We start from the raw sequence: 24,427 nt of genomic DNA, 5'->3' as shown, positions 1-24,427 counted from the left end.
GGACGCGATCGGCATCATGCGGTAACAACATCGAAACGGCCGTTCCCCCCGTCCGGCGTGCGGTGTTAGCCTCGCGACACCGTGCCCGGCGACCCCGGGCATTCCCACGAAGGAGTGCAAGTGAAACGACGCACCATGCTCGCCGTCACCGCGGCGAGCGCGACGATGATGACGGGGCTCGCATTCGGCCCCGCTGCGGTGGCCGCGCCACCCGTACACGACCCGGGCGCCGCCCCGGCCGCAGCGCAGCGACTCGACAACCGTCCCGGGCCGCTCACGAAGTCGCAGAACGAGCAGCGCAAACTCGCGCAGGAGCTCATCCGGCAGGGCAAGGCCACGCCGAACGAAGACGGCGTCGTCGCGCTGGGCGAAGACAAGTACGTCGAGGCCACCGTCTCGGGAACCGGGCGGATCTTCACGATCCTCTCCGAGTTCGGCACCGACGGCAGCGGCAAGCTCGGCACCGTGCCCGGGCCGCTGCACGATGAGATCCCCGAGCCCGACCGCACGGTGAACAACAGCACGCACTGGCTGCCGGAGTTCACCAAGGAGAGCTACGAAGAGCTCTTCTTCGGCGACGGCGACCCCGAGACCGAGGAGGAGTCGTTCGCCGACTTCTACTCGAAGCAGTCGAGCGGCGCCTACACCGTCGACGGCGAGGTGAGCGACTGGGTGCAGGTGCCCGGCAACGCCTCGACCTACGGCGACAACTCGGTCGAAGACTACGGCGGCGCCTGGCAGTTCATCGAGGACTCCGGCAACGCGTGGTGGAATGCGCAGACCGACAAGGCGGCCGCACTCGAGACCCTCAAGAGCTTCGACGTGTGGGACCGCTACGACGCCGACGGCGACGGCGATTTCGACGAGCCCGACGGCTACCTCGACCACTTCCAGACCGTGCACGCCGGCGAGGGCGAGGACGCCGGTGGCGGCGCGCAGGGCGAGGATGCGATCTGGTCGCACCGCTGGTACGTGAACTCGACCGACTACGGCACCACCGGCCCCGAGGGCGCCAAGTTCGGCGGCGCGCAGATCGGCGACTCCGGCATCTGGATCGGCGACTACACGGTGGAGGCGGAGAACGGCGGCCTCGGCGTCTTCGCGCACGAGTACGCGCACGACCTCGGCCTGCCCGACTTCTACGACACGAACGGCGGCGAGAACTCGACCGCCTTCTGGACCCTCATGTCGAGCGGCTCGTGGCTCAACCACGGCGGCGAGGACATCGGCACGACGCCGAACCACATGGGCCCGTGGGAGAAGCTCCAGCTCGGCTGGCTCGACTTCGCCGTCGCCGACGAGGCGGGCAGCCACACCCTGAGCCCCGCCGCGCTGCAGACCGAGGGCCAGGAGCAGGCCCTCATCATCGACGTCACCGACCAGGAGATCGAGACCACCTACACCTCGCCGTACTCCGGCGGATCGGCCTGGTGGACCTCGAGCGCCGACGACCTCAACACGACGCTGACCCGCACGCTCGACCTCGGCGACGTGCGCTCCGCGACGGTCACGGCGAAGGCCTGGTACGACATCGAGGCCGGCTACGACTACTTCTACGCGGAGTACTCGACCGACGGCGGAGAGAACTGGCTGCCCGCGGGCAAGTCGCTCTCCGACACCTCGAACGGCAAGTGGACGACGCTGCGCTACTCGGTGCCCGGCGGCAACGCCGACACGAAGTTCCGGTTCCGCTACCAGTCCGACGGCGGCGTGCACCTCGCCGGTGCGTTCCTCGACGACATCGTCGTCAAGTCGGGCGGCACGACGCTGCTCAGCGATGACGTCGAGGGCGGCGAGAACGACTGGACCGCAGAGGGCGGCTTCACGATCAGCAACGGCACGGCGACGTCGACCGGCGACCGCTACTACCTGGTCGAGAACCGCACCTACGTCGGCTACGACGACACGCTGCGCAACGGCCCGTACCAGTTCTCGAACGGCATCACGAAGCCCGACTGGGTGGAGCGGTTCCCGTACCAGGACGGCATGCTCGTGTGGGTCGTCGACGAGGCGTTCACCGACAACAACACGATCGACCACCCGGGCTACGGCCTGGCGCTGCCGGTCGACGCGCACCCGGCGAAGTTCACCTACCCCGACGGAACGGCGCCGAGCAACCGACGCCAGCCGTACGACGCGACCTTCGGCCTGCAGGACCTCGACCCCGTGACCCTGCACAAGGAGATCGTCGTCGGCAAGGGCAAGAACCAGACCGTCGAGATCGTCGGCGCGACCGGTTCGACCGGGAAGCAGGCGGCGACGTTCAGCGACAGCGACGTGAACGCGTTCAACCACGCGTCGAACCCGCTCGGCGGCGTCATCCTGGCCGGTGACGGCGTCTCGGTCACCGTCACGGAGCAGACCACCGGCGGAACCATGTCGGTCGACGTCGACTTCGAGTAGTCGTCCGGCAGTCACGGATCGGGCCCGCCTCCTCGGAGGCGGGCCCGATCTCGTCGTTGCGGCACCGATCACGACCGGTCGCGTCGATCCGCCGAATCCTCGCGCCGCGGTCGTACGCTCTCCCTGAGCCGCTGCAGAAGGGGGAGCCGCCGATGGCCGAGCCCGTGTACCCGCCGCCGCCGTCGGACGCGCTCAACACGATCGAGCAGATGCGCGACGCGGTGTTCTTCGACGAGCCGGGGCGCGTGCGACGCCTGCAACGGTTCTGGATCCTGCTCGTGCTGTCGTCGGCGATCGCCGCGAGCGGCGTGATCGGCGATTCGACCGCGACCGTCATCGGCGCCATGATCGTCGCGCCGATGATGCTGCCGATCCAGGGCACGATGCTCGCGACGGTGCTCGGCGATCGCCGCAACTTCTGGCGCTCGCTCTTCACGATGATCGCCGGCGCGCTCGCGGCCATCGCGATCGGGTACCTCTGCGGCCTGCTCGTCGTCGTCCCCGAGACCGCGGCGACGAACGCGCAGATCGCCGAGCGGGCGACGCCCGATCTCATGAGCCTCTTCGGCGCCCTCGCGACCGGCGCGGTCGCCTCGATCGCCCTCGTGCGGAACGACATCTCCGACACCCTTCCCGGCGTGGCCATCGCGATCTCGCTCGTGCCGCCGCTCGTCGTCGTCGGCGTCGCCGCCGAATCGGCCGACTACGCGGCCTCGCTCGGATCGCTCGTGCTCTTCATCGCCAACGTCGCGGCGATCCTGGGCACCGGTGTCGTCGTGATGGCGCTGTACCACGTGCAGCGCTGGGGGGAACTGGCGGTCGCCGCCGGTGCGCCGCGCATCGCGACCGGTTCGATGGCGCTCACGCCGCTGAACCGCCGGCGCTCGCACATCACGATCGCGGTCCTGCTCGTGCTCATCGCGATTCCGCTCTCGATCTCGACCTACCGCACGATCACGACCACCATGGAGTCGTCGAACGTCGATTCGGCCGCGCGATCGTGGGCCGACGACGAAGACCTCGAGGTCATCGAGGTCGCGAGCGAGTCGCCGGGCTACGTCGTGCGCGTCACCGGCGGCGACGCGATGCCCGACGTCGAACCGCTGCAGAAGGCCCTCGAGGCCGACGAGGTCGACCCGTCGACCGTCGCCGTCGAATGGGTGCCGACGACGCGCGTCGACCTCGCGGGCTGACCGCCCGCCCGAACCGCGTCAGCGAGCCCGCAGCCACCCGCCGAGCGCCTCGCGGAACGCCTCGGGCTGCTCGACCCACGGGTAGTGCCCGCAGTCCTCGAGCCAGTGCAGCTCCGCTCCGATCGCGGCAGCGTACGCCTCGACGGTGCGCACGCCGACGAGGATGTCCTCGTCGCCCGCGATCACGAGCGCCGGCCGCGCGGGCGCCTCGCGGATCCGCGCGACGGCGTCGTCGGGGATTCCGGTGAAGTACGCGTCGAGCGCGGCGAGCGACCACTCCCCGAGCGCGGCATGCCGTTGCTCGCGCTCGGTCCAGTGCGCGTAGCCGGCCGGCCCCTCGAGCTCGCGGGCGCGATCGAACTCGGCCTGGTCGCGCGGCTCGGGCCCCGTGAGCGAGTCGAGCGCGCGGTCGACGAGGGGGTCATTCCGGCGGCGTGCGATCTCGAGGCTGTCGCGCGGTGCATCGGTGAACCAGGCTGCGGCGGGGGTGACGAGCGCGAGCCGGCGGATCCGCTCGGGCGTGCGCGCCCGGGCGGCGAGGGCGATCCGCGTGCCCGCCGAGTGGGCGACGAGGTCGAACTCGTCGAGGCCGAGCTGGTCGGCCAGGTCCGCGACGTCGTCGGCATCGGTCCACCATCCGCGCGACAGCCCGCCGGTGCTCGGCGTGCCGCGCGGATGCAGGACCGCGAGCGGCCGCCCGGCGAGGTCGGCGACACCCGCGAGGTCCTCGAGGTACTCGACGCCCCGGCACGGCCCTCCGGGAACGACGATGGCCGCGGCATCCCCGTTCGACGGCCCGATCAGGTGGAAGGCGATCTCGCGGCCGTCGCGCGCGGTGAAGGTCTGCACCCGCCCGACGATAGCCCACGCGCGCGACCCCGCTCGGATGTCGGCGTCGCCGGGCGGCGCGCCGGCCCCGGCGGGTCAGCCCATGCCGGCGCCGCCGATGTCCGGTCCGGAATCGCGCTCGCGCGCGAGACGGTGCTCGCGATTCCGTCGTTCGAGTTCGGCACGCTCTGCAGCGGAGCCTTCCGAGGGCGGCTGCCGTCGGACCCCGACCGACCGCACGATCATCACGATCACCAGGAGCGCGACCACTCCGATGACGATCCAGAACAACGCGTCCATGGCGGACCTCCGCTCGAGCGGTCGGGTCGCTGCCGAAGCTACGCCCCCGCCGCGCACCCTCGCAAGCGATCCCGGACGAGCGGACACGCGAACGGGCCCGCCTCCGAGGAGGCGGGCCCGTGTCTGCGGCGCGGGGCAGGGGTGCGCCGCAGTTCCGCGCACCGTGCGGCGGCGGGGTCTGCGAGTCGCGTCAGCCCGCGAGCAGCGTGAGCGAGTCGATCACGCGGTTCGAGAAGCCCCACTCGTTGTCGTACCAGGCGACGACCTTGATGTGGCGGCCGTCGACGCGGGTGAGCTCGGCGTCGAAGATCGACGAGTGCGGGTTGCCGACGATGTCGCTCGAGACGAGCGCCTCGTCGGAGTACTCGAGCACGCCGACGAGCGGGCCCTCCGAGGCGGCGGCCTTGTACGCGGCCAGCACCTCGTCGAGGGTGACGTCCTTCGAGACGGTCGTGTTGAGCTCGACGATCGAGCCGACCGGCACCGGCACGCGCATCGAGTCGCCGTTGAGCTTGCCGTCGAGCTTCGGCAGCACGAGGCCGATGGCCTTCGCGGCACCGGTCGACGACGGCACGATGTTGACGGCGGCGGCGCGGGCGCGGCGGGCGTCGGAGTGCGGGGCGTCCTGCAGGTTCTGGTCCTGCGTGTACGCGTGGATGGTCGTCATGAAGCCGTGCTCGATGCCGGCCAGGTCGTCGAGCACCTTCGCGAGCGGCGCGAGGGCGTTCGTGGTGCACGACGCGTTCGAGACGATCGTGTGCAGCTCGGCGTCGTACGCCTCGGTGTTGACGCCGTAGGCGAGGGTGACGTCGGCGCCCTTCGACGGGGCGGAGACGAGCACCTTCTTCGCGCCGGCGTCGAGGTGGGCGCGGGCGGCGGTCGCGTCGGTGAAGCGGCCGGTCGACTCGAGCACGACGTCGACGTTCAGCTCGCCCCACGGCAGCTTCGCGGGGTCGCGCTCGGCGAGGACCTTGACCCGGCGGCCGTCGATCACGAGCACATCGCCGTCGACCTCGACGGGGTAGCCGAAGCGGCCGGCCGTGCTGTCGTACTTCAGCAGGCGGGCGAGCGCGGCGGGGTCGGTCAGGTCGTTCACGGCGACGAGCTCGAGGTCGGCGCCGCGCTCGACGAGTGCGCGCACGACGTTGCGGCCGATGCGTCCGAAACCGTTGATGGCGATGCGGGTGGTCATTGCGGGGTGGGTCCTTTCAGTCCGCGATGTTCCCACTCTGCGGGGTGGATGCCTCGTGCGCGAGTGGCACGCAAGACAGTGCTCGTAAGGATCTGGCCAACCCCGCCGAACGCGACGATAGCCTGACGGCATGCCCTACGCCCCGCTCGCCGTGACCCTCGAGACCGAACGCCTCACCCTGCGCCTGTGGGACGACCGGGACGCCGACGGCTACCGGCGACTCGTCGCCGAGCGGGAGGACGCCCGGGCCGAGCGCGAGGGCGACGCCGTCGAGCCCGGTGCGCTGCTGAGCCTCGACGACGCCCGCGCCGAGGTCCGCGAGGCCCGCGAGAACGCGCCGGCACGAGGCATCCACTGCCTGACCCTGCGTCGGCGCGACAGCGATGAGTTCCTCGGCTACTGCGGCCTCGTCGTCGGCCGGTCGACGCTCGACGAGCCCGAGCTCGCCTACGAGCTGCTGCTCGACGCCCACGGGCACGGCTACGCGACCGAGGCGGCGGCCGCGGTGGTCGCCGCCGCCCGCGAGACGGGGCGCACGCGACTCTGGTCGACCGTGCGCACCTGGAACGCGCCGTCGTTCCGCGTGCTCGAGAAGCTCGGCTTCCGGCGCGACCACGCGACGAGCGACGAGAAGGGCGAGATCGTCTGGAACGTGTTCGACCTCTGATTCCGAGGAGATCGGCGATCTCGAGGAGCCCCGGCAGCCGAAACCTCCTCTGAATCGCAGATCTCCTCGAGATCGCGAGCCAGACACGGCTCCTGCAGGCAGGAAGGCGCGAGGAGCGACCCCCGGCGCTACTCCCCGCGCGCGAAGGTCTGCCGGTAGTCGCTCGGCGACGTGCCGAGGATCCGCTTGAAGTGCAGCCGCAGGTTGGCGCCGGTGCCGAGCCCGGTGCGGGCCGCGATCTGCTCGACGCCGAGATCGCTGCGCTCGAGCAGCTCGCGCGCCATGTCGACGCGGGCGCGCAGCACCCACTGCATCGGCGTGTATCCGGTGTCCTCGACGAACCGCCGCGAGAACGTGCGGGGCGACACGTTCGCGTGGCGGGCGAGGTCGCCGAGGGTGAGCGGTTCGTCGAGCTGTCGCAGCGCCCACTCGCGCGTCGCGGCGAACACGGGTCCGAGCTCGGCCGGCAGGCTGCGCGGCACGTACTGCGCCTGTCCGCCCGACCGGTAGGGCGCGGCGACGAGCCGCCGGGCGGCGTGGTTCGCGACGCCCACGCCGTGGTCGCGGCGCACGAGGTGCAGGCACAGGTCGATGCCGCTGGCCGCCCCCGCACTCGTCAGCACCTGGCCCTCGTCGACGAACAGCACGTTGGGGTCGACGTTCACGAGCGGATGCCTCGTGGCGAGCGCCCGCGTGTAGTGCCAGTGGGTCGTCGCCCGGCGCCCGTCGAGCAGCCCGGTCGCGGCGAGCGCGAAGGCCCCGGTCGAGATCGCCGCGAGCCTGGCGCCGCGGGCGTGCGCGGCGAGGAGCGCCTCGACGACCGCAGCGGGCGGATCTTCGCGGTCGGGGTGCCGGTAGCCCGGGATGAAGACGGTCTGGGCCCACTCGAGCGCCTCGAGGCCGTCGGCCACGTGGTACGAGAGTCCGTCGCCGCCGGCGACGAGACCGGGCGCCGCACCGCACACGCGGACCTCGTAGGGCATGCTCGCGCGAGTCGAGAACACCTGCGCGGGGATGCCGACGTCGAGGGGTTTCGCCCCCTCGAGCACGAGCACGGCGACGCGATGGTTTCGGCGGGTCATGCGGCAAGAATGCCATGGATCGCAAGCGGAACACCCATCGGGCGGTGCGCGCGGGGGCGCGGGCGGCTCAGGCGGAGTCGACCTCGGCGGGGATGCGCATGGTGAAGCGGCATCCGCCGCCCTCGTTGCCGACCGCGACCCCGCCGCCGTGCAGTTCGGCGACCCGTTGCACGATCGAAAGGCCCATTCCGGCACCGCCGCCGCGCTCGACAGCGCCGGCACCGCCGGCACCGCCGGCACCGCCGGCACCGGCGGCACCGGCGCCATGGTCGGCCTGGCCCGGCGTGCGCGCCGTCGTGGCCCGCCACCCGGGTGCGAAGACCTTGCCGAGGTCGGCGTCGGCGATGCCGCCGCAGCCGTCGCGGACGGACACCTCGACCGCCGCACCCGCACGGACGACGTGCACGCGCACGTCTCCCCCGGCGGGCGTGTGGCGGATCGCGTTGACCACGAGGTTCTCGACCGCCCGGGCCAGCTGCCCGGCGTCGCCCGCGACCACCGCCTCGCCGTGGACGTCACCGCTCAGGCCGACCGATGCGGCCTCGGCGAGCGGTGCGGTCGAGGCGAGCACGTCGGAGACGACGTCGCCCACGTCGGTGGGCGAGCGTTCGATGGTCAGTCCCGGGGCGTGCAGCCGCGAATAGGCGAGCAGGTCGTCGACCATCGCGCTCATCCGCGTGTTCTCGGCGAGGATGCCGCGCAGCGCGTCGTCGGGCGGCGTGACGCCGTCCTCCCCCGCCTCGGCGAGTGCGCGGACCGCGGCGAGCGGCGTGCGCAGGTCGTGCGAGATCCACGCGATGCCCTCCCGCCGCCGCGCCTCGGCCGCGGCATCCCGCTCACGGGCGGCGACGGCGGCCGCGCGTTCCTCCCCGAGGCGGTGCGTGCGCACAGCCGAGACGAGACCCACCGCGAGCGCCGCGGGAACCGCGGCGACGATGAGCCACAGCACGGCCGAGACGGCGGCATCGGGCAGGAGCATCGTCTGCACGCTCGTCGCGACGCCGCCGGCGAGCGCCGCGACCACGGCCAGCGGGCCGAGCGCGGCGGCGAGCGCCGGGCGCCGCCGGGCGACCGCCAGCACCACGATCGCGCCCGCGACGCCGACGGCGGTGGCCACGAGCGCGGCGATCGCGAGCGACGGCAGCATGTCGGCGTTCATGCGCCGTCCCACCGGTAGCCCACGCCGAAGACCGTCACGAGCCGTTGCGGCCGGGCCGGGTCGGCCTCGATCTTCTCCCGCAGCCGTCGCACGTGCACGGTGACCGTCGAGAGGTCGCCCACCTCCCACCCCCACACCTCGCGGAGGAGCGTCTCGCGGTCGAACACCGCACCGGGATGCCCGAGGAACCACTGGAGCAGCCCGAACTCGCGCACCGTGAGCGACAGTTCGCGACCGTCGCGCCAGGCCCGGTGGGCGACCGGGTCGAGGGAGAGCCCCGCACCGTCGAGCACGACGGGCGCCCGCTCCCCACCGCCCGTGCGCCGCAGCACGGCCTGCACGCGCAGCACGAGCTCGCGCGGACTGAACGGCTTGACGACGTAGTCGTCGGCGCCGGCCTCGAGCCCGAGCACGCGGTCGTCCTCCTCGCCTCGGGCGGTGAGCATGAGCACCGGCACGCCCGGGTGCTCCGCGCGGAGTCGCCGGCAGACCTCGAGCCCGTCGAGGCCGGGCAGCATGAGGTCGAGCACGACGGCGTCGGGCGTGCGCTCGTCGGCGGCCGTTAGCGCGCCGGGCCCGTCGGTCGCGCGCGCGACGTCGAGGCCGGCGCGCTCGAGGTACGCCACCACCACGTCAGCGACGGTGGCGTCGTCGTCGACCACGAGCACACGCGCCACGAGGCCAGCGTAGAACCCCACCGAGGCGCCGCGCCCGATCGGGCGCTCGCGCGCGGCATCCGTCAGCACCTCGTAAGGGGAAGGTAAGGGCGCCGTCATGGTGTTCTCGGGGCCGCCGCGCTGGACTGGCCGTGCGGCCGCCCATGCGGCCGTCCGGCAGCAGCCGGTCGACCGGCCGGATCCGATCCGATCCGGCGGAGAGGAACCACCATGTACCGACGCACTCGCATGGCGCTCGCCGTCGCCGCGGCCTCGGCGCTCGCACTCGCCCTCGTCCCGACGGCGGCGAACGCCGCCGGTGCCGGCGGCGTGACCGGCGCGGCCTTCTACGTCGACGGCATGCAGTACCGCACCGTCGCGACCCCGAACGACCTGTCGGGCACCGGCGCCCCGGCGCATTCGTTCGACCTCATCTACGACTTCGGCGGAGCACAGCCGAACGTGGCGACCGCCGCACCCGGGGACCGCGACTTCAACGGCGGGCGCTGGATGGTGCACGCCCTCGGGTTCCCGGACGGGTACGCGGCCGCGCTCGCGATCGGCGACGCCGACGACGACGGCGTGCTCGATTCGGACGCCGAGCTGATGACGGCACTCGACGCGGGCGCCGCGGTCGACCTCGGTGTCGTGAAGTCGTTCACGTGCCCGGTGATCCCGCTGCACGCATGATCGCGACCGCGCGGCGGCGCAGCCGGCACAGGGCCCCTACGATCGGAGCATGACCGACGAGAACCGCCCGTGGTGGACCGGGGAAGACGATGTCGGCGGCATCGGCTTCGCCCGGTTCTTCGCGTGGACCGGCCTGCTCCTCGGCGCCGTCGCCCTGCTCGTCTCGCTCTTCGCCCCGCTCGAAGGCCAGGCGCTGCGCACCGTGTGGATCGCGGGATTCGGCTGCGCCGGGATCTGGGTCGCCGCGATGGCGATGCCGCGCTACCGGCGCGCCGGTGTGCGCACGTCCCCCGCGGTGCGCGTGGCCTTCGTGCTCGGCGGACTCGCCGTCGTCGTCGCCGCCTACGCGTTCGTCGCGATCTGGCTCGCCTCGGCCGGCGTCGAGCTGCCCGCGCCGCCCTACTGGTTCGCCCCCGAGCAGGCGCCCGTCGGGGTCACGGCGGCCCCGCCCGCCGGCTGACTGGCACCGGCCCCGCTCAACCGGCGGAGACCGCGTCGAGCGCCGCGAGCACCCGCGGCACCGAACCGCCGAGGTTCCACTCGTCGGCGAGCCGCTCGAGCTCGGCCCGCCGCTCGCCCGTGACCGGGCGCAGGTGCGCGTCGACGTCGGGCAGGTCGAGGTCGCGCACGACCTCGACGACCGTCGGCGCGACGGCGAGGTAGTCGGCGGCGGCCACGAGCTTCGTGCGCACGCCGGCCGCCATCTTCACCGACGGGTCGGCCGCGGCCTCGACGATGCCGTCGAGGTCGACGAACTGCTGGATGAGCCCCGCCGCGGTCTTCTCCCCCACGCCGGCGACGCCCGGCAGCCCGTCGGAGTTGTCGCCCCGCAGCGTCGCGAAGTCGGCGTACTGCTCGGGCAGCACCCCGTACTTGCCGACGACGACCGCGTCGGTCACGAGCTCGAGCTTCGACATTCCGCGGGCCGTGTTGATGACCCGTACGGATGCCGCGTCATCGACGAGCTGGAACAGGTCGCGGTCGCCCGTGACGATGTCGACGGGCCGCCCGGCGCCGGTGGCGAGCGTGCCGATCACGTCGTCGGCCTCGTGCTCGGCGGCCCCGATGATCGGCACGCCGATGAGCCCGAGCACCTCGCGGATGAGCGGGATCTGCGCGACGAGCCCGGGCGGCGTCTCCTCGACGTCGACCCCGCCCGGCACGGCGCGCACCACCCGGTGCGCCTTGTACGTCGGAATGAGGTCGACCCGCCAGCCCGGCCGCCAGTCGTCGTCCCAGCAGGCGATGAGCTCGGTCGGCTCGAAGTCGGCCGTGAGCCGCGCGATCATGTCGAGCAGCCCGCGCACGGCGTTCACGGGCGTGCCGTCGGCACGCTTGATCGAATCGGGCACGCCGAAGAACGCGCGGAAGTAGAGCGAGGCGGTGTCGAGGAGCATCAGTCGGTCGGCCACACCGCCGATCATGGCACGGACCCACGACGCCGGTGGGGAGAATTGTCCCCATGGGCATCACCTCGACCTTCCGGGCCTCGAAGCGCATGCCGCTGCTGCAGGTCGCGAAGGCGGCCGTCGCGACCATCGCCGCCTGGCTCGTCGCCGGCTGGCTGATCCCCGGCCAGCTGCCGGTGTTCGCCGCCATCGCGGCCCTCCTCGTCGTGCAGCCGAGCGTCAACCAGTCGTTCGGCAAGGCGATCGAGCGTTCGATCGGCGTCATCCTCGGCGTGCTCATCGCGACCGGCATCTCGCTCGTGGTCGGGCAGAACAGCTGGATCATCCTCGTCGCGATCGTCGTCGCGATGCTCGTCGCCTGGGCGCTCAAGATGACCCCCGGCACCTCGAACCAGGTCGCGATCAGCGCGATGCTCGTGCTCGCGCTCGGCTCGTCGTCGCCCGAGTACGCGTTCGACCGCGTGATCGAGACCCTCATCGGCGCGGCGATCGGCATCGTGGTCAACGCGGCGATCGTCCCGCCGGTCGCCGTGGCCCCCGCCCGCCGCGACCTCGCGCTGCTCGGGGGCGAGCTCGCGGCATCCCTCGAGCGCCTCGCGCACGCGCTCGAACGGCCGCAGTCGCCCGCCCAGCTGCAGCAGCTGATGCTCGAGGCCCGGCTCATGCGGCCGATGCGGGATGCCTCCGACGCCTCCATCTCGGCGGGCGAGGAGTCACTCACCCTCAACCCCCGGAAGTCGGCCCACCGCACCGACCTCGCCGAGATGCGGGCGCTGATCGAACGACTCAGCCCGATCGTCACGCAGGTGATCGGCATGACCCGGGCGACGTTCGATCACTACGACCCGTCGCTCGCCGAGGAGCCGACCGTGCAGGCGATCGCCGAGCAGCTGCGCCGGGCGGCCCACGACGTGCGGCTCGCGGTGCACCTCGCCGACGTCGACCCCGAGCCGATGACCTCGGCGATCCCCGCGCTCACCGCGCCGCTCGTCGTCGCGCCGCCGCGCTCGGGGCACTGGATCCTCATCGGCTCGCTCATGGAGGACCTGCGCCGCATCCGCGGCGAGCTGCTCGCCCCGTCGGTCGAGTAGGCGCGCAGCGTCGTGTCGAGACCACTGCCCAGGGCACGCGGGCTACCCGTGCGCGGCCGACTGCCCCGCGAACACGTTCAGCACGATGACGCCGGCGATGATGAGCCCGATGCCGAGCAGCTTCGGCACGGTGAGGCTCTCGCCGAGGAAGATCACGCCGATCGCGACGATCGCCGCCGTGCCGACGCCCGACCAGATCGCGTACACGATGCCGATCTCGAGCTCGCGCACCGCCTGCGCGAGCATCGCGAACGAGATGCCGTAGCCGACGAGCACGCCGACCGTCCACCAGAGCTTCGTGAACCCCTCGGTCCTGCCGATGAAGCTCGTCGCCGCGACCTCGAAGCCGATCGCGAGCGTCAGGTAGACCCATGCCATGCAGCCATGCTCGCACGGGCGCGGGCGGGGGCCGCGCCATCGCCCTCTACCGCCCGCACCGGCCGAGGGGCATGATGAACCCGTGGACGGATGGCCGATCGTCGGTCGCGATCACGAGCTCGCACGGGTGGCGCGCCGGCTCGTCGAACCGCCCGCGTCGGAGGGGCGTCGCGGGGCGCTCTTCGTCGGCGCCCCGGGCATCGGGAAGACCCGGCTCGCGCGCGAGCTGTACCGGCTCGTGCGCCGGCACCGCCTCGGGGCGGTCTGGGCCACGGCCAGCCGCACGGCGCAGCACCAGCCCTTCGGGGCGTTCGCCGCGTACACGCGGGAGGGCGACGACACGCTCGCGCTGCTCGCGCAGCTCGCCGCCGACATCAGCCCCGGCGAGCGCCCGACCGCCGTGTTCGTCGACGACGTGCACGCCCTCGATCCGATGTCCGCACTGCTCGTGCAGACCCTCGCCCGACGCCCGAACACGAGCCTCGTGCTCACCGCGCGCGCGACGGCACCACTGCCCGACGTCATCGTCGACCTCTGGAAGGACGACGTCGTCGAGCGCCTCGAGGTGCCGCCCCTCGACGAGGCCGGCACCGGGCGGCTGGCCGCCGCGATCATCGAGCGGCCGCTCGACGCCGTCGCCGCGCACCGCCTGTGGGAGCGCAGCCGCGGCAACCCGCTCTACATCACCCACATCGCGCAGGACTGGCGCGAGCGCATCGTCGCCGACGAGGCCGACGCGGCGCCGGCGGGCGACGGCGCGGACGCCGACGCGATGCCGCTCCCGTTCGTGCCCGACGCGACGAGCGCGCTGCCGGCCGAGCTCGGGGCCCTCATCGAGCAGACGCTCATCGGACTCGACGAGACCGAGCTCGAGGTGCTCGACGCCGTCTCGCTGCTCGAGCCGTTCCCCCTCGCGGCCATCATCGAGGCGGTGCCCGACGCCGACATGCGCCGGCTCGACGACCTCGAGTCGCGCGGCGTCATCGAGGCGGGGATCGACGACCCGGGACGCCTGATCACGCTGCGCGTCGCGCATCCGCTCTTCGCCGAGGCCCGCAGGGCCGCGATGGGCCCGCTGCGCGCCCGGCGGCTCCGGGGCCGCATCATCGACGCCGTCGAGCGCACCGGCGCCGAGATCGACATCGTGGCGCGATCCTTGCTGAGCCTCCAGGCCGACGGTGCCGCCGGGCCCGGAGACGCCGCACTCCACCTCGAAGCGGCGGCGACCGCGTTCGCCCGGCTCGACCTCGACCTGACCGCGCGACTCGCGACCGCGTCGGCCGAGCGCGGCGGTCCCCCCGCCGCGACGACGCTCGCCGCCTACGCCCTCTCGCTGCGCAGCCACGGCGACGAGGCCGAGGCCCTGCTCGCCCCGCTGCTCGCGACCGAGCGGCCATCGGTCGACGCCCTCATCGTCGACTCGGGCAACCGGTTCTTCGTGCTCGCCCAGCCCGACGACGCGATCGCCCGCACCGAGGCGGCGCGTGCGGCGTCGACCGACGCGGGCGACCGGGCCGAACTCGCGGCGATGCTCGCCTGGGAGCACGCCTTCCAGGCGCACCCGGCCGTCGCCCTCGAGCTCGCCGACAGCGCCCTCGCGCACCCCGGGCACACGGGCCGCGCGACCGCGTTCGCCACGAGCGCCCGGGTCACGGCCCTCGCCTGCGCCGGACGCAGCGACGAGGTTGCGGCGATCGCCGAGCCCGGCTACGCGGCGGCCCGGGGCGGCTACGACGCCGCGGTGCTGCGCACGGTGCTGCTCGACGCGCACCTGCTCGCCCTGCACCTCGCCGGACGCATGGGCGAGGCCGCCGAGCTCGCCGAGCGGGTGCTCGCCGACGACCGCGACGCGCCGCCGCCGTTCGACGGGCGGTTGCTCAACCTGACCGGGCGCGCCCTCGTGCGCACGGGGCGCATCGCCGAGGGACTCGCGACGCTCGCGTCGGCGCAGGCCTCGATCGGCGGCCACGACCACACCGGCTGGTCACCGCTCAACCTGATCGACCTCGCCGAGGGCGAGGCACTGGGCGGCGACCTCGGCCGCGCCCGCCGCGCCCTCGAACGGGCGCGCACGGAGTGGTCTCCGGCGTTCCGCTACCGGGTGCCGCAGTTGGAACGGGTCGCCGCGCTCGTCGAGGCGGCGGCCGGGTCGGCCGCGGAAGCGGGGGCGACCGCCGTCGCCGCGGCCGACCTCGCGACCGGGCAGGATGCCCCGGCATTGGCCCTGCGCGCGTTGCACGACGCCGTCCGGCACGGGGTGCACGGGCTCGGCGACCGCCTGCGGGAGGTCGCCGACGGGCTCGACGGCCCCCGGGCACGGCTCGCCCCCCGGCACGGCGAGGCCTGGGATCGCGGAGACGCCGCCGAGCTCGACGCGCTGTCGCGCGCGTACGAGTCCGACGGCGACCTGATCTTCGCCACCGACGCCGCCGCCCAGGCCGCGGCGCTCTGGTCGGCGGCGGGCCGCGGTGGACGGGCCGCCGCGTCGAAGCTGCGGGTGCGCGGCCTCGAGGCGACGACCGGCCGGCTGCACACGATCGCAGTCGCGCGGGCGCGTCTCGGGCCGGGGCTCAGCGAACGCGAGGGCGAGATCGCCGCGCTCATCGCCCGCGGCCACTCCGACCGCGAGATCGCCGTCCGGCTCGGGCTCTCGACCCGCACCGTCGAGGCGCACGCCCACCGCATCTACGCCAAGCTCGGCGTCGAAGGCCGCGCGCAGTTGCGCGACCTCGCCGACGGCGGCTGACGCGCCGTCGGCCCCGATTTACGTACCCGACTACGTACCGGCCCGGCGCGAGGCATCCGTAGCCTTGTCGGCGAGCACCTCGACGAGCCGGCTCCCCGTACGACCGTTGCCCGACGGTCGCGCCTCGCCGAGGGTTGCCGCACCCGAAGGAGTGCGCCATGCGGCAGCTTCTCGCCCCTGAAACCTCCGACGCCGAGTTCGACTGGATCGACGCCCGCGTGCCCGACCTCGCCTCGCTCACCGCCGGTGAGCTCACCGTGCTGCGCGCCCTCGCCTGCGGCGCTTCGAACGCCGCCATCGCGGCGGGGCTCTTCCTCTCCGAGCGCACCGTCGAGTCGCACGTCCGGTCGATCTTCTCGAAGCTCGGCCTGCTGCGCTGCGCCGACGAGAACCGGCGGGTCATCGCGGCCGTCGTGTGGGCTCGGGCGGCTGCGTAGCGCGCGACCGGACCCGCTGGCGGAGCTACGATCGGCGGCATGCCTGAATTCGATGAGTCGCCGCTCGCCGGCGAGGTCCGCCGCCTGCTCGACGACATGTACGGCGCGTACCTCGCGGGTGAATCCGATCGCATCGACGTGCACCTGGCCGAACGGTTCACGATCTTCGACTCGGCCGAGCGCGGCCTGGTCCGCGGCGCCGCCGAGCTGGCCGCCCTGCGCGGTCGCCGCGGGTCGGCCGATGGTGCACCGGCCTCGGCACCGGCCTCGCCGACCGAGACGGCGCTGCGCGTCGGGCCGATCGAGGCGCGCGCGATCGGTGGCGTCGTCATCGCCGCGTTCGAGCTCACCGCCGATGCCGTGGACACGGACGGCATCGCCGTGGTGCCCGAGATCTCGCGCAACACGGTCTGCTTCGAACGCGTCGACGGCAGGCTTCGCATCGTGCACCTGCACGAGGACGTCTGGCAGCGATTCGGCGCCGATTGAGCCGCCCGCACAGTCGCACCCGTTCGACCGTGCACCGCGCACATCCACAGCGAGAGACTCCGACGTAACCTCCCTCCACCAGCACTTCGAGGAGGCAGTCATGAGGTATCGCGTCGCGATGGACATCGGTGGCACGTTCACCGACATCGTGGTCCACGACACGGCGAGCGGCGTCGTCCGGGCGGCGAAGGCCGACACCACGCCCGGCGACCTGACCGACGGCGTGATCGCCGCGATCGAGCACCTCGGCATCCCGCCCGAGGAGATCACCTCGTTCGTGCACGGCACGACTCAGGGGCTCAACGCCCTGCTCGAGCGGCGCGGCGCGAAGGTGCTCCTCGTCGCCACCGAGGGCATGGGCGACGTCTACTCGATCGCCCGCGGCAATCGAGACCGCATGTTCGACCTGCACTATCGCAAGCCGACGCCGCTCGTCGGCGCCGCAGACACGGTCGAGATCGGCGGCCGTCTCCGCTCCGACGGGTCGGAACTGCGTCCGCTCGACGTCGACGCCGTGCCCGCGATCGCTCGCCGCGTCCGAGAGGGCGGCTACTCCGCGGTGGCCGTCTCGCTGCTCTTCTCCTACGCCGACCCCGCCCACGAGCTCGAGGTCGAACGCCTGCTGCAGGCGGAGCTCGGCGACGACGTGATGATCGTGTGCTCCCACCGGGTGGCGCGCGAGTGGCGCGAGTACGAGCGCACCTCCTCGGCGGTGCTGGAGGCGTACACCGGCCCCGTCGTGCGCCGCTACCTCGAGCGCATCGACGACCGCTTCGCCGCCGAGGGCATCACGAGCGGCGTGCAGGTGATGCAGTCGTCGGGCGGCATCGTCTCGGCGGCGCACGCCGCGGCACACCCGCTGCAGACCCTGCTGTCGGGCCCCGTCGGCGGCACCGCCGGCGGCGCGGCGCTCACCGAGCTCCTCGGCACGCCGAACGCGATCTGCATCGACATGGGCGGCACCTCGTTCGACGTCTCGCTCGTCATCGACGGCCGGCCCGACATCTCGAGCGACGGCGACGCCGATGGGTTCCCCGTGCTCATGCCGCTCGTGAACCTGCACACGATCGGCGCGGGCGGCGGCTCGGTCGCCTTCGCGGAGGGCGGCGGGCTTCGCGTCGGCCCACGCTCGGCCGGCGCCCAGCCCGGCCCCGCGTGCTACGGCCGAGGGGGCGTCGAACCCACCGTGACCGACGCGAACGCCGTTCTCGGACGCGTCGACCCCGAGTGGTTCGCCGGCGGTCGCATGTCGCTCGACCTCCCCGCCGCGCACGACGCCGTCGGCACCCTCGCCGCCGAGTTCGGCATGACGGCCGAAACGATGGCTGGCGGCATCCTCGACATCGCCAACGCCAAGATGGCGCAGGCCATCCGCACCCTCACCATCGAGCACGGCCTCGAGCCGCGCGACTTCGCCCTCGTGGCCTTCGGCGGTGCCGGCCCCATGCACGCCGAGGCGATCGCCCGCGAGCTCGGCATCGCCGAGGTCGTCATCCCGGTGTTCCCCGGCGCGTTCTCGGCGTGGGGCATGCTCGGCTCCGATGTGCGTCGCGACCTCAGCGCCCAGCACTTCACCCACCAGAACGAGCTCGACCGGGCGGCACTGCGCGCCGCGCTCGAGGGGCTCGAGTCGATCGCCGACGAACAGCTCTCCGCGCAGCGGGTGCCGGCCGACCGGCGCCGCTTCGAGCACGCGCTCGACATGCGGTACGAGGGGCAGGACTACACGCTGAGCGTGCTGCTCGACTCGCTCGACGAGGTCGCCCGACTCGACTTCCTCGACGGGGTGGCCCGCCGCTTCGCCGAGCAGCACCAGGCCCGCTACGGACATTCGACGCCTGACGCCCCGGTCGAGTTCGTGAGCATCCGCGTCACCGGGCTCGGCACGAACGAGTTCGGCCACCTCACCGGCGGGCTCGGCCGCGAGGAGCGCGAGCCCCGCACCGCCGACATCGTCTTCGACGGCGAGCGCCGCCGCACGCCCATCCTCCGCCGCGACGAGCTCGCCCCGGGCGAGCGCCTCGCGGGTCCGCTCCTCATCGTCGAGGAGACGACCACGACCGTCGTCTCGCCCGGGGCGACGATCACCCGGCACGAGGCCGGCCACCTGACCCTGGAAGTAGCCCGCGCATGAGCACCGTCGACCCCATCCGAACCGAGATCATCCGCTGCGCGCTGCTGCAGGCCGCGGAGGACATGAACACGACGCTGATCCGCTCGGCGTACACGCCGACCATCTACGAGGCAAAGGACTGCGCGGTCGCGATCCTCGACGCCGAGCACCGCGTGCTCGGGCAGTCGAGCGGCCTGCCCATCTTCCTCGGCAACCTCGAGGAGTGCACGCGCGACACCGAGCTGCGCTTCGGGCGCGAGGTGTGGCAGCCGGGCGACGTCTGGGTGCTCAACGACGCGTACGTCGCCGGCGCGCACCTCAACGACGTGACGGTCTACGCACCGATCTTCGAGCGCGAGGACGGCGGGCGCCTGCTCGGCTTCGCCGCGTCGCGCGCCCACTGGATCGACCTCGGCTCGAAGGACCCGGGCGGTTCGATGGACTCGACCTCGATCTACCAGGAGGGCCTGCGCCTCGGCGCGACGCGCGTCGTCCGCGACGGCGAGCCCGTCGAGCCCGTGCTCGACCTGATCGCCCGCAACTCGCGCTTCCCCGAGCCGCTGCTCGGCGACCTGCGCGCGCAGATCGCGTGCGTCAGCACGGGCGCGGCCCGGGCGCGCGAGGTCGTGCGGCAGTGGGGTCTCGAGACCGTGCTCGCCGCTCGCGACGCGTTCTTCGAGCAGACGGCCGAGCTCGAGCGCGCGGCGCTCGCGTCGCTTCCCGACGGGGTCTACACCGCAGAGGGATGTCTCGACAACGACGGCATCGACCTGTCGACGCCCGTGCCCATCCGGGTGAAGGTCACCATCGCGGGCGGACGCATCACCGTCGACCTCACCGAGTCGGCCGACCAGACCCGCGGCCCCGTGAACTGCGGTGCGGCCCAGGCCGTCGCCGCGTGCCGCGTCGCGTACAAGGCGCTGCTGAGCTCCGACGTGCCGCTCAACGGCGGCTCCTTCCGCCACCTCGACGTCGTCGTGCGCCCCGGGTCGGTGCTCGGCGCGATCGAGCCCGCCGCGGTGCAGTACTACTACTCGCACCTCGGCCTGCTCATCGACCTCGTGACGAAGGCGCTGTCGGAGGCGATGCCCGAGGCCGTCGCGGCCGCGAGCTACGGCGACTCGCTCATCGTGCAGATGATGGGCCGCGATCCGCGCACCGGCCGCGACTTCCTGTCGCAGGAGGCGACGGTCGGCGGCTGGGGCGCCTGGAGCGAGGGTGACGGCGAGAGCTGCCTCATCAACAACGTGAACGGCTCGCTGCGGGACATGCCCGTCGAGGTGCTCGAGACCCTCTTCCCCGTGCGCGTGGAACGATACGAGGTGCGCCGGGGTTCGGGCGGCGAGGGCCGCCATCGCGGCGGCGACGGCGTGATCCGCGAGTACGTCTTCGAGGCCGATCAGCACCTCTCGCTGTGGTGGGAGCGCTCCGAGACCCCGGCCTGGGGGCTCTTCGGTGGAGCGGCGGGCGCCGCACCGCGGGTCACCCTGAATCCGGGCCGCGACGACGAGCGACAGCTGCTCAAGGCGAACGCGCTGCCGGTGCTCGCCGGCGACGTGCTGCGCTGCGAGTCGGGGGGCGGCGGCGGCTACGGCTCGCGCGTCGCCTGAGCCGCACCCGCACCGGCTTCCTCGAGCAGCCGTCGCGCCGCGATGTGGATCGCGAGGCGCTGGTGCGGGTCGGCGATGTCGATGCCGAGGCTTCTGATGCGCTCGAGCCGGGCGGTCACGGTGTTGCGGTGCACGCCGAGCGCGGCAGCGACGAGCGCGGGCCGTTCGCTGTGGTCGAGCGCCGCGGCGAGCGTCGCGAGCAGCGCGCCGTCCCGGTCGACCGCGAGGAGCGGCGCGAGCGCCGCCGCGGCCGCGTCGCGCGACCCTGAGGGCAGGAGCGCCGGGAGCACGCTCGCCGGTCCGAGCCGGTCGGCGATCTCGACGACGGCTCCCGACACGCGTGCGACCCGCGCCGCCGCGGCCGCCGACTCGACGGCCGCCGCCAGGTCGGCGGGGCCGTCGGTCGGCTCCGTGACACCTGCGCTCGCGCCGGCGAACGCGTCGTCCGACGCGAGCAGGCCGCGCACGAGCCCCACGACGTGCTCCGCCGTCTTCGCCTGCTCGCGGGGGACGCCGAGGAACCACCCTCCGGGGACCGGTGCGGCCATCGCGAAGCGCCCTTCCTCGGCGACGGCGTCGAGGATGGCCGCGGTCGGGTCCCGATCGGAGCCCGGGAGCACGACGACGCCCCACACCTGCATCCCGGTCGGCCAGCCGAGCGCGAGGGCGCGTGCGGCGAGCCGATCGGGCAGCGGCTCGCCCCCCGCGTCGAGCACCGCGCGCAGGAGTCGTTCGGAGGCGGCCGCGGCCCGGAGGTCGTCCAGCTGCCGCGCGGCGGCCCACGCCGTCAGCGGTGCGATCGCGAGCCGCATGACCGTCTCGGCGACGGCGGCGACCGGCGCACCGGAGTCGTGGGCGCCGACGAGCCGGGCGCGCACCCGGCCCGGCAGGGCGACGGCGACCTCGATCCGGTGCTCCGCCTCCGCAACGGCCGGCTCGCCCGCGACGACCCGGCCGGTGCCGTCGGTCAACGCGAACGACATCGTCGGCAGCACCCGCCGAAGCGTCGCGATCGCGCGCGAGGGTGCGAGCTCGGGCCGGCCGAACGCCCGCGCCGCCGCGGCGAGCGTGCCCGCAGCCGAGGCCTCGTCGGCGGCGACGATCGTCGCCACCCGCACCGCGACGTCGAACGGCGGCGCGGCGACCTCGAGCAGCGCGATCGGCAGGCGTTCGGCGAGCGCGCGCGAGTATTCCGTTGCGGCATCCCGCCCGGTCACGATGACGCACGCGGCGGCGCGCTCCCACGCGAGCCGGATCGCGGCGTCGAGCGCCCAGGCCGTGCTCGCGACCGCGCCGGTCACCACGATCGCGGTGTGCGGCTCGGCATCGCGCACTCCGTCGAGGTCGTCGACGATGCGCACGCCGCCGACGGCCGCGGTGGTCGGGCCGATGACGGCGACCTCGGCCTGCAGCCGCGCGACGAGCTCGCCGACGGTGAATCCGGCCATCACGCCTCCTGGGTCTCGATCTGTCGGCGCGACGCCGCATCGCGCCCTCGCGCCGCGAGCCGTCGGCCCTCCGGAGTCGACCACGCGGACGGCGCGGGAACGACGACCACGTCGACCCGCATGCCCGCCGCGCAGCGCTCGGGTTCGATCACGGTGCCGCCCTCGTCGACGAGGAGCACCTCGTCGGGCGCGCCCGCGACGGCGGCGCCGTCGGCGAGCACGAGCAGGAACTCGTCCGCGGCGACCGCGCGCAGCAGCCGTCCGCGCTCGCCCCGCTCGCGCAGGACGATGCTGAGGCTCGCACCGGGCGCGAGCCCCGAGGCATCCGACACGGATGCCTCGACCGCGGCGACCACGCCCGAAGCGAGCCGACGGGCCCGGTCGAGCCGCCCGCGACTCCGGTCGCCGCGAGCGGCGGCGAGGTAGCCGCCGACAGTGCCCGGGTTCGCCGTGCCTCGCAGTTCCCGTCCGCGCATCGGGTAGCCCATCAGGTAGGCCCAGCCGCCGCTCGCGGCGACGAGCCCACGGATCACGGGTTCGAGTCGGCGGGCGTCGGCCTCGACCACCACCACGTCGCCGAACGGCGACACGACCGCGACCGGCGAGACGCTCACGCCGCCGAGCGTGAACAACGACTGCTCCACGAGCGAGAAGACCCGCCCGCAGCCATCGGCGTCGACGAGCGCGGTACCGGTGACCCCCGCCGTGCACACGGCGAGCAGCGAGTTCTCCCCGGCGGTGTTGAGCGGCAGCACGCCGGCGATCGGCCGGCCGATCCGCCTCGTGAGCGCCTGCATCGCCATGATCGGCTCGTCGCCGCGGGGGAGGTTCTCGGCGAGCGCCGAGGGCGAACCCGCGACGGTGATCGCGGCGAACGCGTCGTCGTCGTCGCAGTCCTCGAGCGGCCGGAGCGGTACCGGGCCTGCGACGACGCGGTCGAGCGCCCAGTCGCGGAGTGCGTGGAGCGCCGAGCTCCCCACCCCCGAGGCGAACGGGCGTGCACCGTCGTAGAGGGCGAGCACGTCGCCCCCGGCGAGCAGGCTGTCGCTCATCGAAGGCTCCCCTCGACGCGCACCCGCACATGGTGCACGCCGTCGGGCACGTACGCGACCGGGGTGCGGTCCACCGAGACCGTCCGGATGCCCCGCGCCGCGGCGCCCGCCGCGATCGCGAGCACCTCGGCCTCGCTGACGATCTCCGCGACGGCCTCGTCGAGCGTGCGCTCCCGCGGCACCGCGACGATGCGGTCGACCGTGGCGCCGGGCGCCGCGAGCGCGGCGCCGATCGCGCCGGCGGGGGCCGTGATGATCTCGAAGCCCGTCGGCGGGGGTGCGAGGCGGCGCGCCCGGCCGACGGGACGCCCCTCGTCCCTCGCGCCGAGCCCGCCGATCGCGCCGATCTCGCCCGCGACGAGGACCCGGTGCCCCGGATGCTCGAGCGCCGCTCGCGCGGCTTCGCGCTCGACCGCGGCCGCCGTCTCCTCGGCCGACGCACCCGGCGTCACGGCGACCCGGCGCGCCTCGATCGGACGCCGGTTCACGGCGACACCCCACACGGTCTCGACATCGCTGCGGACGACCGCACCCCCGCCGACCACGACGACGGAGAGCTCATCGCGGCCGACGACGATCACCACGGCATCGGCCGTGCCGGCCACGAGCAGGGCACCCGCGACGGCGGTGCCCGTCTTCGCTCCGGTCGCGCCGAGCGGATGCCGCATGAACTCGTCGACGCCGACGCAGCCCTCGAACCCGTCGGCGAGGTCGAGGCGCACCCCCGGCCGCACGTCGTCGAGTGCCGTGCGCAGCGAACCCGCGATTCCGCCGGCCCAGGGCCTGAGCGCCGTGTCGAGCACGGCCGCGTTCTCCCGTTCCCGGAGCCCCAGACCGCCGACGGTCACCGAGCGCACGGTCGCGATCCCCGGTGCGGCAGCACGCACCAGGTGCTCGACGATCCGCTCGATCTCGGGATCGGCGGGCGCCCCCGAGGCGGCGATGACGATGCACGATGCGCCCGCATCGACGAGGCGCTGCGCGGCGGCCGTCACCTCCCGCTCGGCCGGGAGGCGGCGGCCCGTGCCGATGAAGTCCGAACCGCCGTCGACCGTCGCGACGCGACCCTCCGCGCGTCGGGCGAACGCGGCGGGCCAGCCGGCGAGCGGACCGAGCGGAGACGCGGTCGGCGCGGCGATGCGGATCAGCCCCACCTCTTCGAGCGCGAGTTCGGCCGGGCCCGGCTCGACGACGGCGCACACCGAATCGAGGCGGTCGAGCAGCTCGGCCGGCACGGCGTCGAGCAGGGCACGACAGGATGCCTCGTGGTCGATGCCCCCGGTGGCCGTGACCACGGCGGGCACGGCGAAGTCCGCGACGATCGGCGGGGCGACTCGCCGGGCGCGGGCGACGCCGTGGTCGTTCTCGGAGGCGCCATCGTCGATCGAGCTCGCGAACGGGGGATCGGCATCGACGACGACGGCGCGCACGAGCACGCCGTCGAAGTCGATGCCGATCCTCACGAGTCCCATTCTGGGCGCGAG

Annotated in this window: 22 protein-coding genes; 11 read left to right on the top strand and 11 right to left on the bottom strand. The window is 73.7% G+C overall.

Annotated features, from left to right (window positions below):
• Window positions 1–120 precede the first annotated feature (120 nt).
• Window positions 121–2,403: an immune inhibitor A domain-containing protein gene (locus AC3RJ7_RS01755; protein WP_491454139.1), complete on the top strand. Its 2,283-nt coding sequence runs from the start codon at window positions 121–123 to the stop codon at window positions 2,401–2,403.
• A 152-nt stretch (window positions 2,404–2,555) separates the two neighbouring features.
• Window positions 2,556–3,596, top strand: a complete 1,041-nt coding sequence (locus AC3RJ7_RS01750; protein ID WP_491454138.1) for a DUF389 domain-containing protein — start codon at window positions 2,556–2,558, stop codon at window positions 3,594–3,596.
• Window positions 3,597–3,614: 18 nt separating this feature from the next.
• Here AC3RJ7_RS01750 and AC3RJ7_RS01745 read toward each other — a convergent pair whose 3' ends face one another.
• The 3 genes from AC3RJ7_RS01745 to gap form a co-directional block, all read right to left on the bottom strand.
• Window positions 3,615–4,445, bottom strand: coding sequence for an alpha/beta fold hydrolase (locus tag AC3RJ7_RS01745; RefSeq protein WP_491454137.1), 831 nt, complete (start codon window positions 4,443–4,445; stop codon window positions 3,615–3,617).
• A 75-nt stretch (window positions 4,446–4,520) separates the two neighbouring features.
• On the bottom strand, window positions 4,521–4,694 hold the full coding sequence (locus AC3RJ7_RS01740) for a hypothetical protein (RefSeq protein WP_491454136.1): 174 nt from the start codon (window positions 4,692–4,694) through the stop codon (window positions 4,521–4,523).
• A 220-nt stretch (window positions 4,695–4,914) separates the two neighbouring features.
• Window positions 4,915–5,916, bottom strand: a complete 1,002-nt coding sequence (gene gap, locus AC3RJ7_RS01735; protein WP_491454135.1) for a type I glyceraldehyde-3-phosphate dehydrogenase — start codon at window positions 5,914–5,916, stop codon at window positions 4,915–4,917.
• A 130-nt stretch (window positions 5,917–6,046) separates the two neighbouring features.
• Here gap and AC3RJ7_RS01730 point away from each other — a divergent pair, with 130 nt between their 5' ends.
• Complete coding sequence (locus AC3RJ7_RS01730) at window positions 6,047–6,583, top strand: GNAT family N-acetyltransferase (protein WP_491454134.1); 537 nt, start codon at window positions 6,047–6,049, stop codon at window positions 6,581–6,583.
• A 128-nt stretch (window positions 6,584–6,711) separates the two neighbouring features.
• Here AC3RJ7_RS01730 and AC3RJ7_RS01725 read toward each other — a convergent pair whose 3' ends face one another.
• From AC3RJ7_RS01725 to AC3RJ7_RS01715, 3 genes are all read right to left on the bottom strand, one after another.
• Window positions 6,712–7,665 carry a GlxA family transcriptional regulator gene (locus AC3RJ7_RS01725; protein ID WP_491454133.1) on the bottom strand — a complete coding sequence of 318 codons (954 nt, stop codon included), beginning with the start codon at window positions 7,663–7,665 and terminating at the stop codon, window positions 6,712–6,714.
• A 67-nt stretch (window positions 7,666–7,732) separates the two neighbouring features.
• Window positions 7,733–8,824 (bottom strand): sensor histidine kinase, encoded by a 1,092-nt coding sequence (locus tag AC3RJ7_RS01720; protein WP_491454132.1) that lies wholly within the window; start codon window positions 8,822–8,824, stop codon window positions 7,733–7,735.
• Window positions 8,821–9,501 (bottom strand): response regulator transcription factor, encoded by a 681-nt coding sequence (locus AC3RJ7_RS01715; protein WP_491454131.1) that lies wholly within the window; start codon window positions 9,499–9,501, stop codon window positions 8,821–8,823. Before AC3RJ7_RS01715 ends, AC3RJ7_RS01720 begins: the two co-directional genes overlap by 4 nt.
• A gap of 210 nt (window positions 9,502–9,711) precedes the next feature.
• Here AC3RJ7_RS01715 and AC3RJ7_RS01710 point away from each other — a divergent pair, with 210 nt between their 5' ends.
• Both AC3RJ7_RS01710 and AC3RJ7_RS01705 read left to right on the top strand, forming a co-directional pair.
• On the top strand, window positions 9,712–10,170 hold the full coding sequence (locus tag AC3RJ7_RS01710) for a hypothetical protein (RefSeq protein WP_491454130.1): 459 nt from the start codon (window positions 9,712–9,714) through the stop codon (window positions 10,168–10,170).
• Between the two features lie 49 nt (window positions 10,171–10,219).
• The gene (locus AC3RJ7_RS01705) at window positions 10,220–10,630 is read left to right on the top strand and encodes a hypothetical protein (RefSeq protein ID WP_491454129.1); all 411 of its coding nucleotides are present in this window, start codon (window positions 10,220–10,222) and stop codon (window positions 10,628–10,630) included.
• Window positions 10,631–10,646: 16 nt separating this feature from the next.
• Here the strand turns inward: AC3RJ7_RS01705 and AC3RJ7_RS01700 are convergent, their stop codons facing one another.
• The gene (locus AC3RJ7_RS01700; RefSeq protein WP_491454128.1) at window positions 10,647–11,582 is read right to left on the bottom strand and encodes a 5'-3' exonuclease; all 936 of its coding nucleotides are present in this window, start codon (window positions 11,580–11,582) and stop codon (window positions 10,647–10,649) included.
• A gap of 50 nt (window positions 11,583–11,632) precedes the next feature.
• Here AC3RJ7_RS01700 and AC3RJ7_RS01695 point away from each other — a divergent pair, with 50 nt between their 5' ends.
• Window positions 11,633–12,670 carry an FUSC family protein gene (locus AC3RJ7_RS01695; RefSeq protein ID WP_491454127.1) on the top strand — a complete coding sequence of 346 codons (1,038 nt, stop codon included), beginning with the start codon at window positions 11,633–11,635 and terminating at the stop codon, window positions 12,668–12,670.
• A 42-nt stretch (window positions 12,671–12,712) separates the two neighbouring features.
• Here the strand turns inward: AC3RJ7_RS01695 and AC3RJ7_RS01690 are convergent, their stop codons facing one another.
• Window positions 12,713–13,048: a DMT family transporter gene (locus AC3RJ7_RS01690; RefSeq protein ID WP_491454126.1), complete on the bottom strand. Its 336-nt coding sequence runs from the start codon at window positions 13,046–13,048 to the stop codon at window positions 12,713–12,715.
• A gap of 82 nt (window positions 13,049–13,130) precedes the next feature.
• Between AC3RJ7_RS01690 and AC3RJ7_RS01685 the strand changes: the two genes are divergently transcribed.
• The 5 genes from AC3RJ7_RS01685 (at window position 13,131) to AC3RJ7_RS01665 (ending at window position 20,443) form a co-directional block, all read left to right on the top strand.
• The gene (locus tag AC3RJ7_RS01685; RefSeq protein WP_491454125.1) at window positions 13,131–15,794 is read left to right on the top strand and encodes a helix-turn-helix transcriptional regulator; all 2,664 of its coding nucleotides are present in this window, start codon (window positions 13,131–13,133) and stop codon (window positions 15,792–15,794) included.
• A gap of 158 nt (window positions 15,795–15,952) precedes the next feature.
• Window positions 15,953–16,231: a helix-turn-helix domain-containing protein gene (locus AC3RJ7_RS01680; RefSeq protein ID WP_491454124.1), complete on the top strand. Its 279-nt coding sequence runs from the start codon at window positions 15,953–15,955 to the stop codon at window positions 16,229–16,231.
• Window positions 16,232–16,270: 39 nt separating this feature from the next.
• A complete protein-coding gene (locus tag AC3RJ7_RS01675; protein ID WP_491454123.1) occupies window positions 16,271–16,720 on the top strand; it encodes a nuclear transport factor 2 family protein in 450 nt (149 codons plus the stop codon).
• Window positions 16,721–16,820: 100 nt separating this feature from the next.
• Entirely contained in the window at window positions 16,821–18,854 is a 2,034-nt protein-coding gene (locus tag AC3RJ7_RS01670) for a hydantoinase/oxoprolinase family protein (RefSeq protein WP_491454122.1), read from the top strand.
• Window positions 18,851–20,443 (top strand): hydantoinase B/oxoprolinase family protein, encoded by a 1,593-nt coding sequence (locus tag AC3RJ7_RS01665; RefSeq protein WP_491454121.1) that lies wholly within the window; start codon window positions 18,851–18,853, stop codon window positions 20,441–20,443. Before AC3RJ7_RS01670 ends, AC3RJ7_RS01665 begins: the two co-directional genes overlap by 4 nt.
• On the opposite strand, the gene AC3RJ7_RS01660 is transcribed toward AC3RJ7_RS01665, so the two are convergent.
• From AC3RJ7_RS01660 to AC3RJ7_RS01650, 3 genes are read right to left on the bottom strand one after another with little or no spacing between them, the layout of a single operon-like run.
• Window positions 20,422–21,891, bottom strand: a complete 1,470-nt coding sequence (locus AC3RJ7_RS01660) for a helix-turn-helix domain-containing protein (RefSeq protein WP_491454120.1) — start codon at window positions 21,889–21,891, stop codon at window positions 20,422–20,424. The two genes, AC3RJ7_RS01665 and AC3RJ7_RS01660, sit on opposite strands and share 22 nt — an antisense overlap.
• Window positions 21,891–22,943 carry an S-methyl thiohydantoin desulfurase domain-containing protein gene (locus AC3RJ7_RS01655; RefSeq protein WP_491454119.1) on the bottom strand — a complete coding sequence of 351 codons (1,053 nt, stop codon included), beginning with the start codon at window positions 22,941–22,943 and terminating at the stop codon, window positions 21,891–21,893. Before AC3RJ7_RS01655 ends, AC3RJ7_RS01660 begins: the two co-directional genes overlap by 1 nt.
• Entirely contained in the window at window positions 22,940–24,406 is a 1,467-nt protein-coding gene (locus AC3RJ7_RS01650) for a hypothetical protein (RefSeq protein ID WP_491454118.1), read from the bottom strand. The genes AC3RJ7_RS01655 and AC3RJ7_RS01650 overlap by 4 nt, the downstream gene beginning before the upstream one ends.
• Window positions 24,407–24,427 lie beyond the last annotated feature (21 nt).

The sequence above is a fragment of the Agromyces solani genome (assembly GCF_058349925.1).
This window is presented reverse-complemented; position numbering and strand designations above follow the sequence as displayed.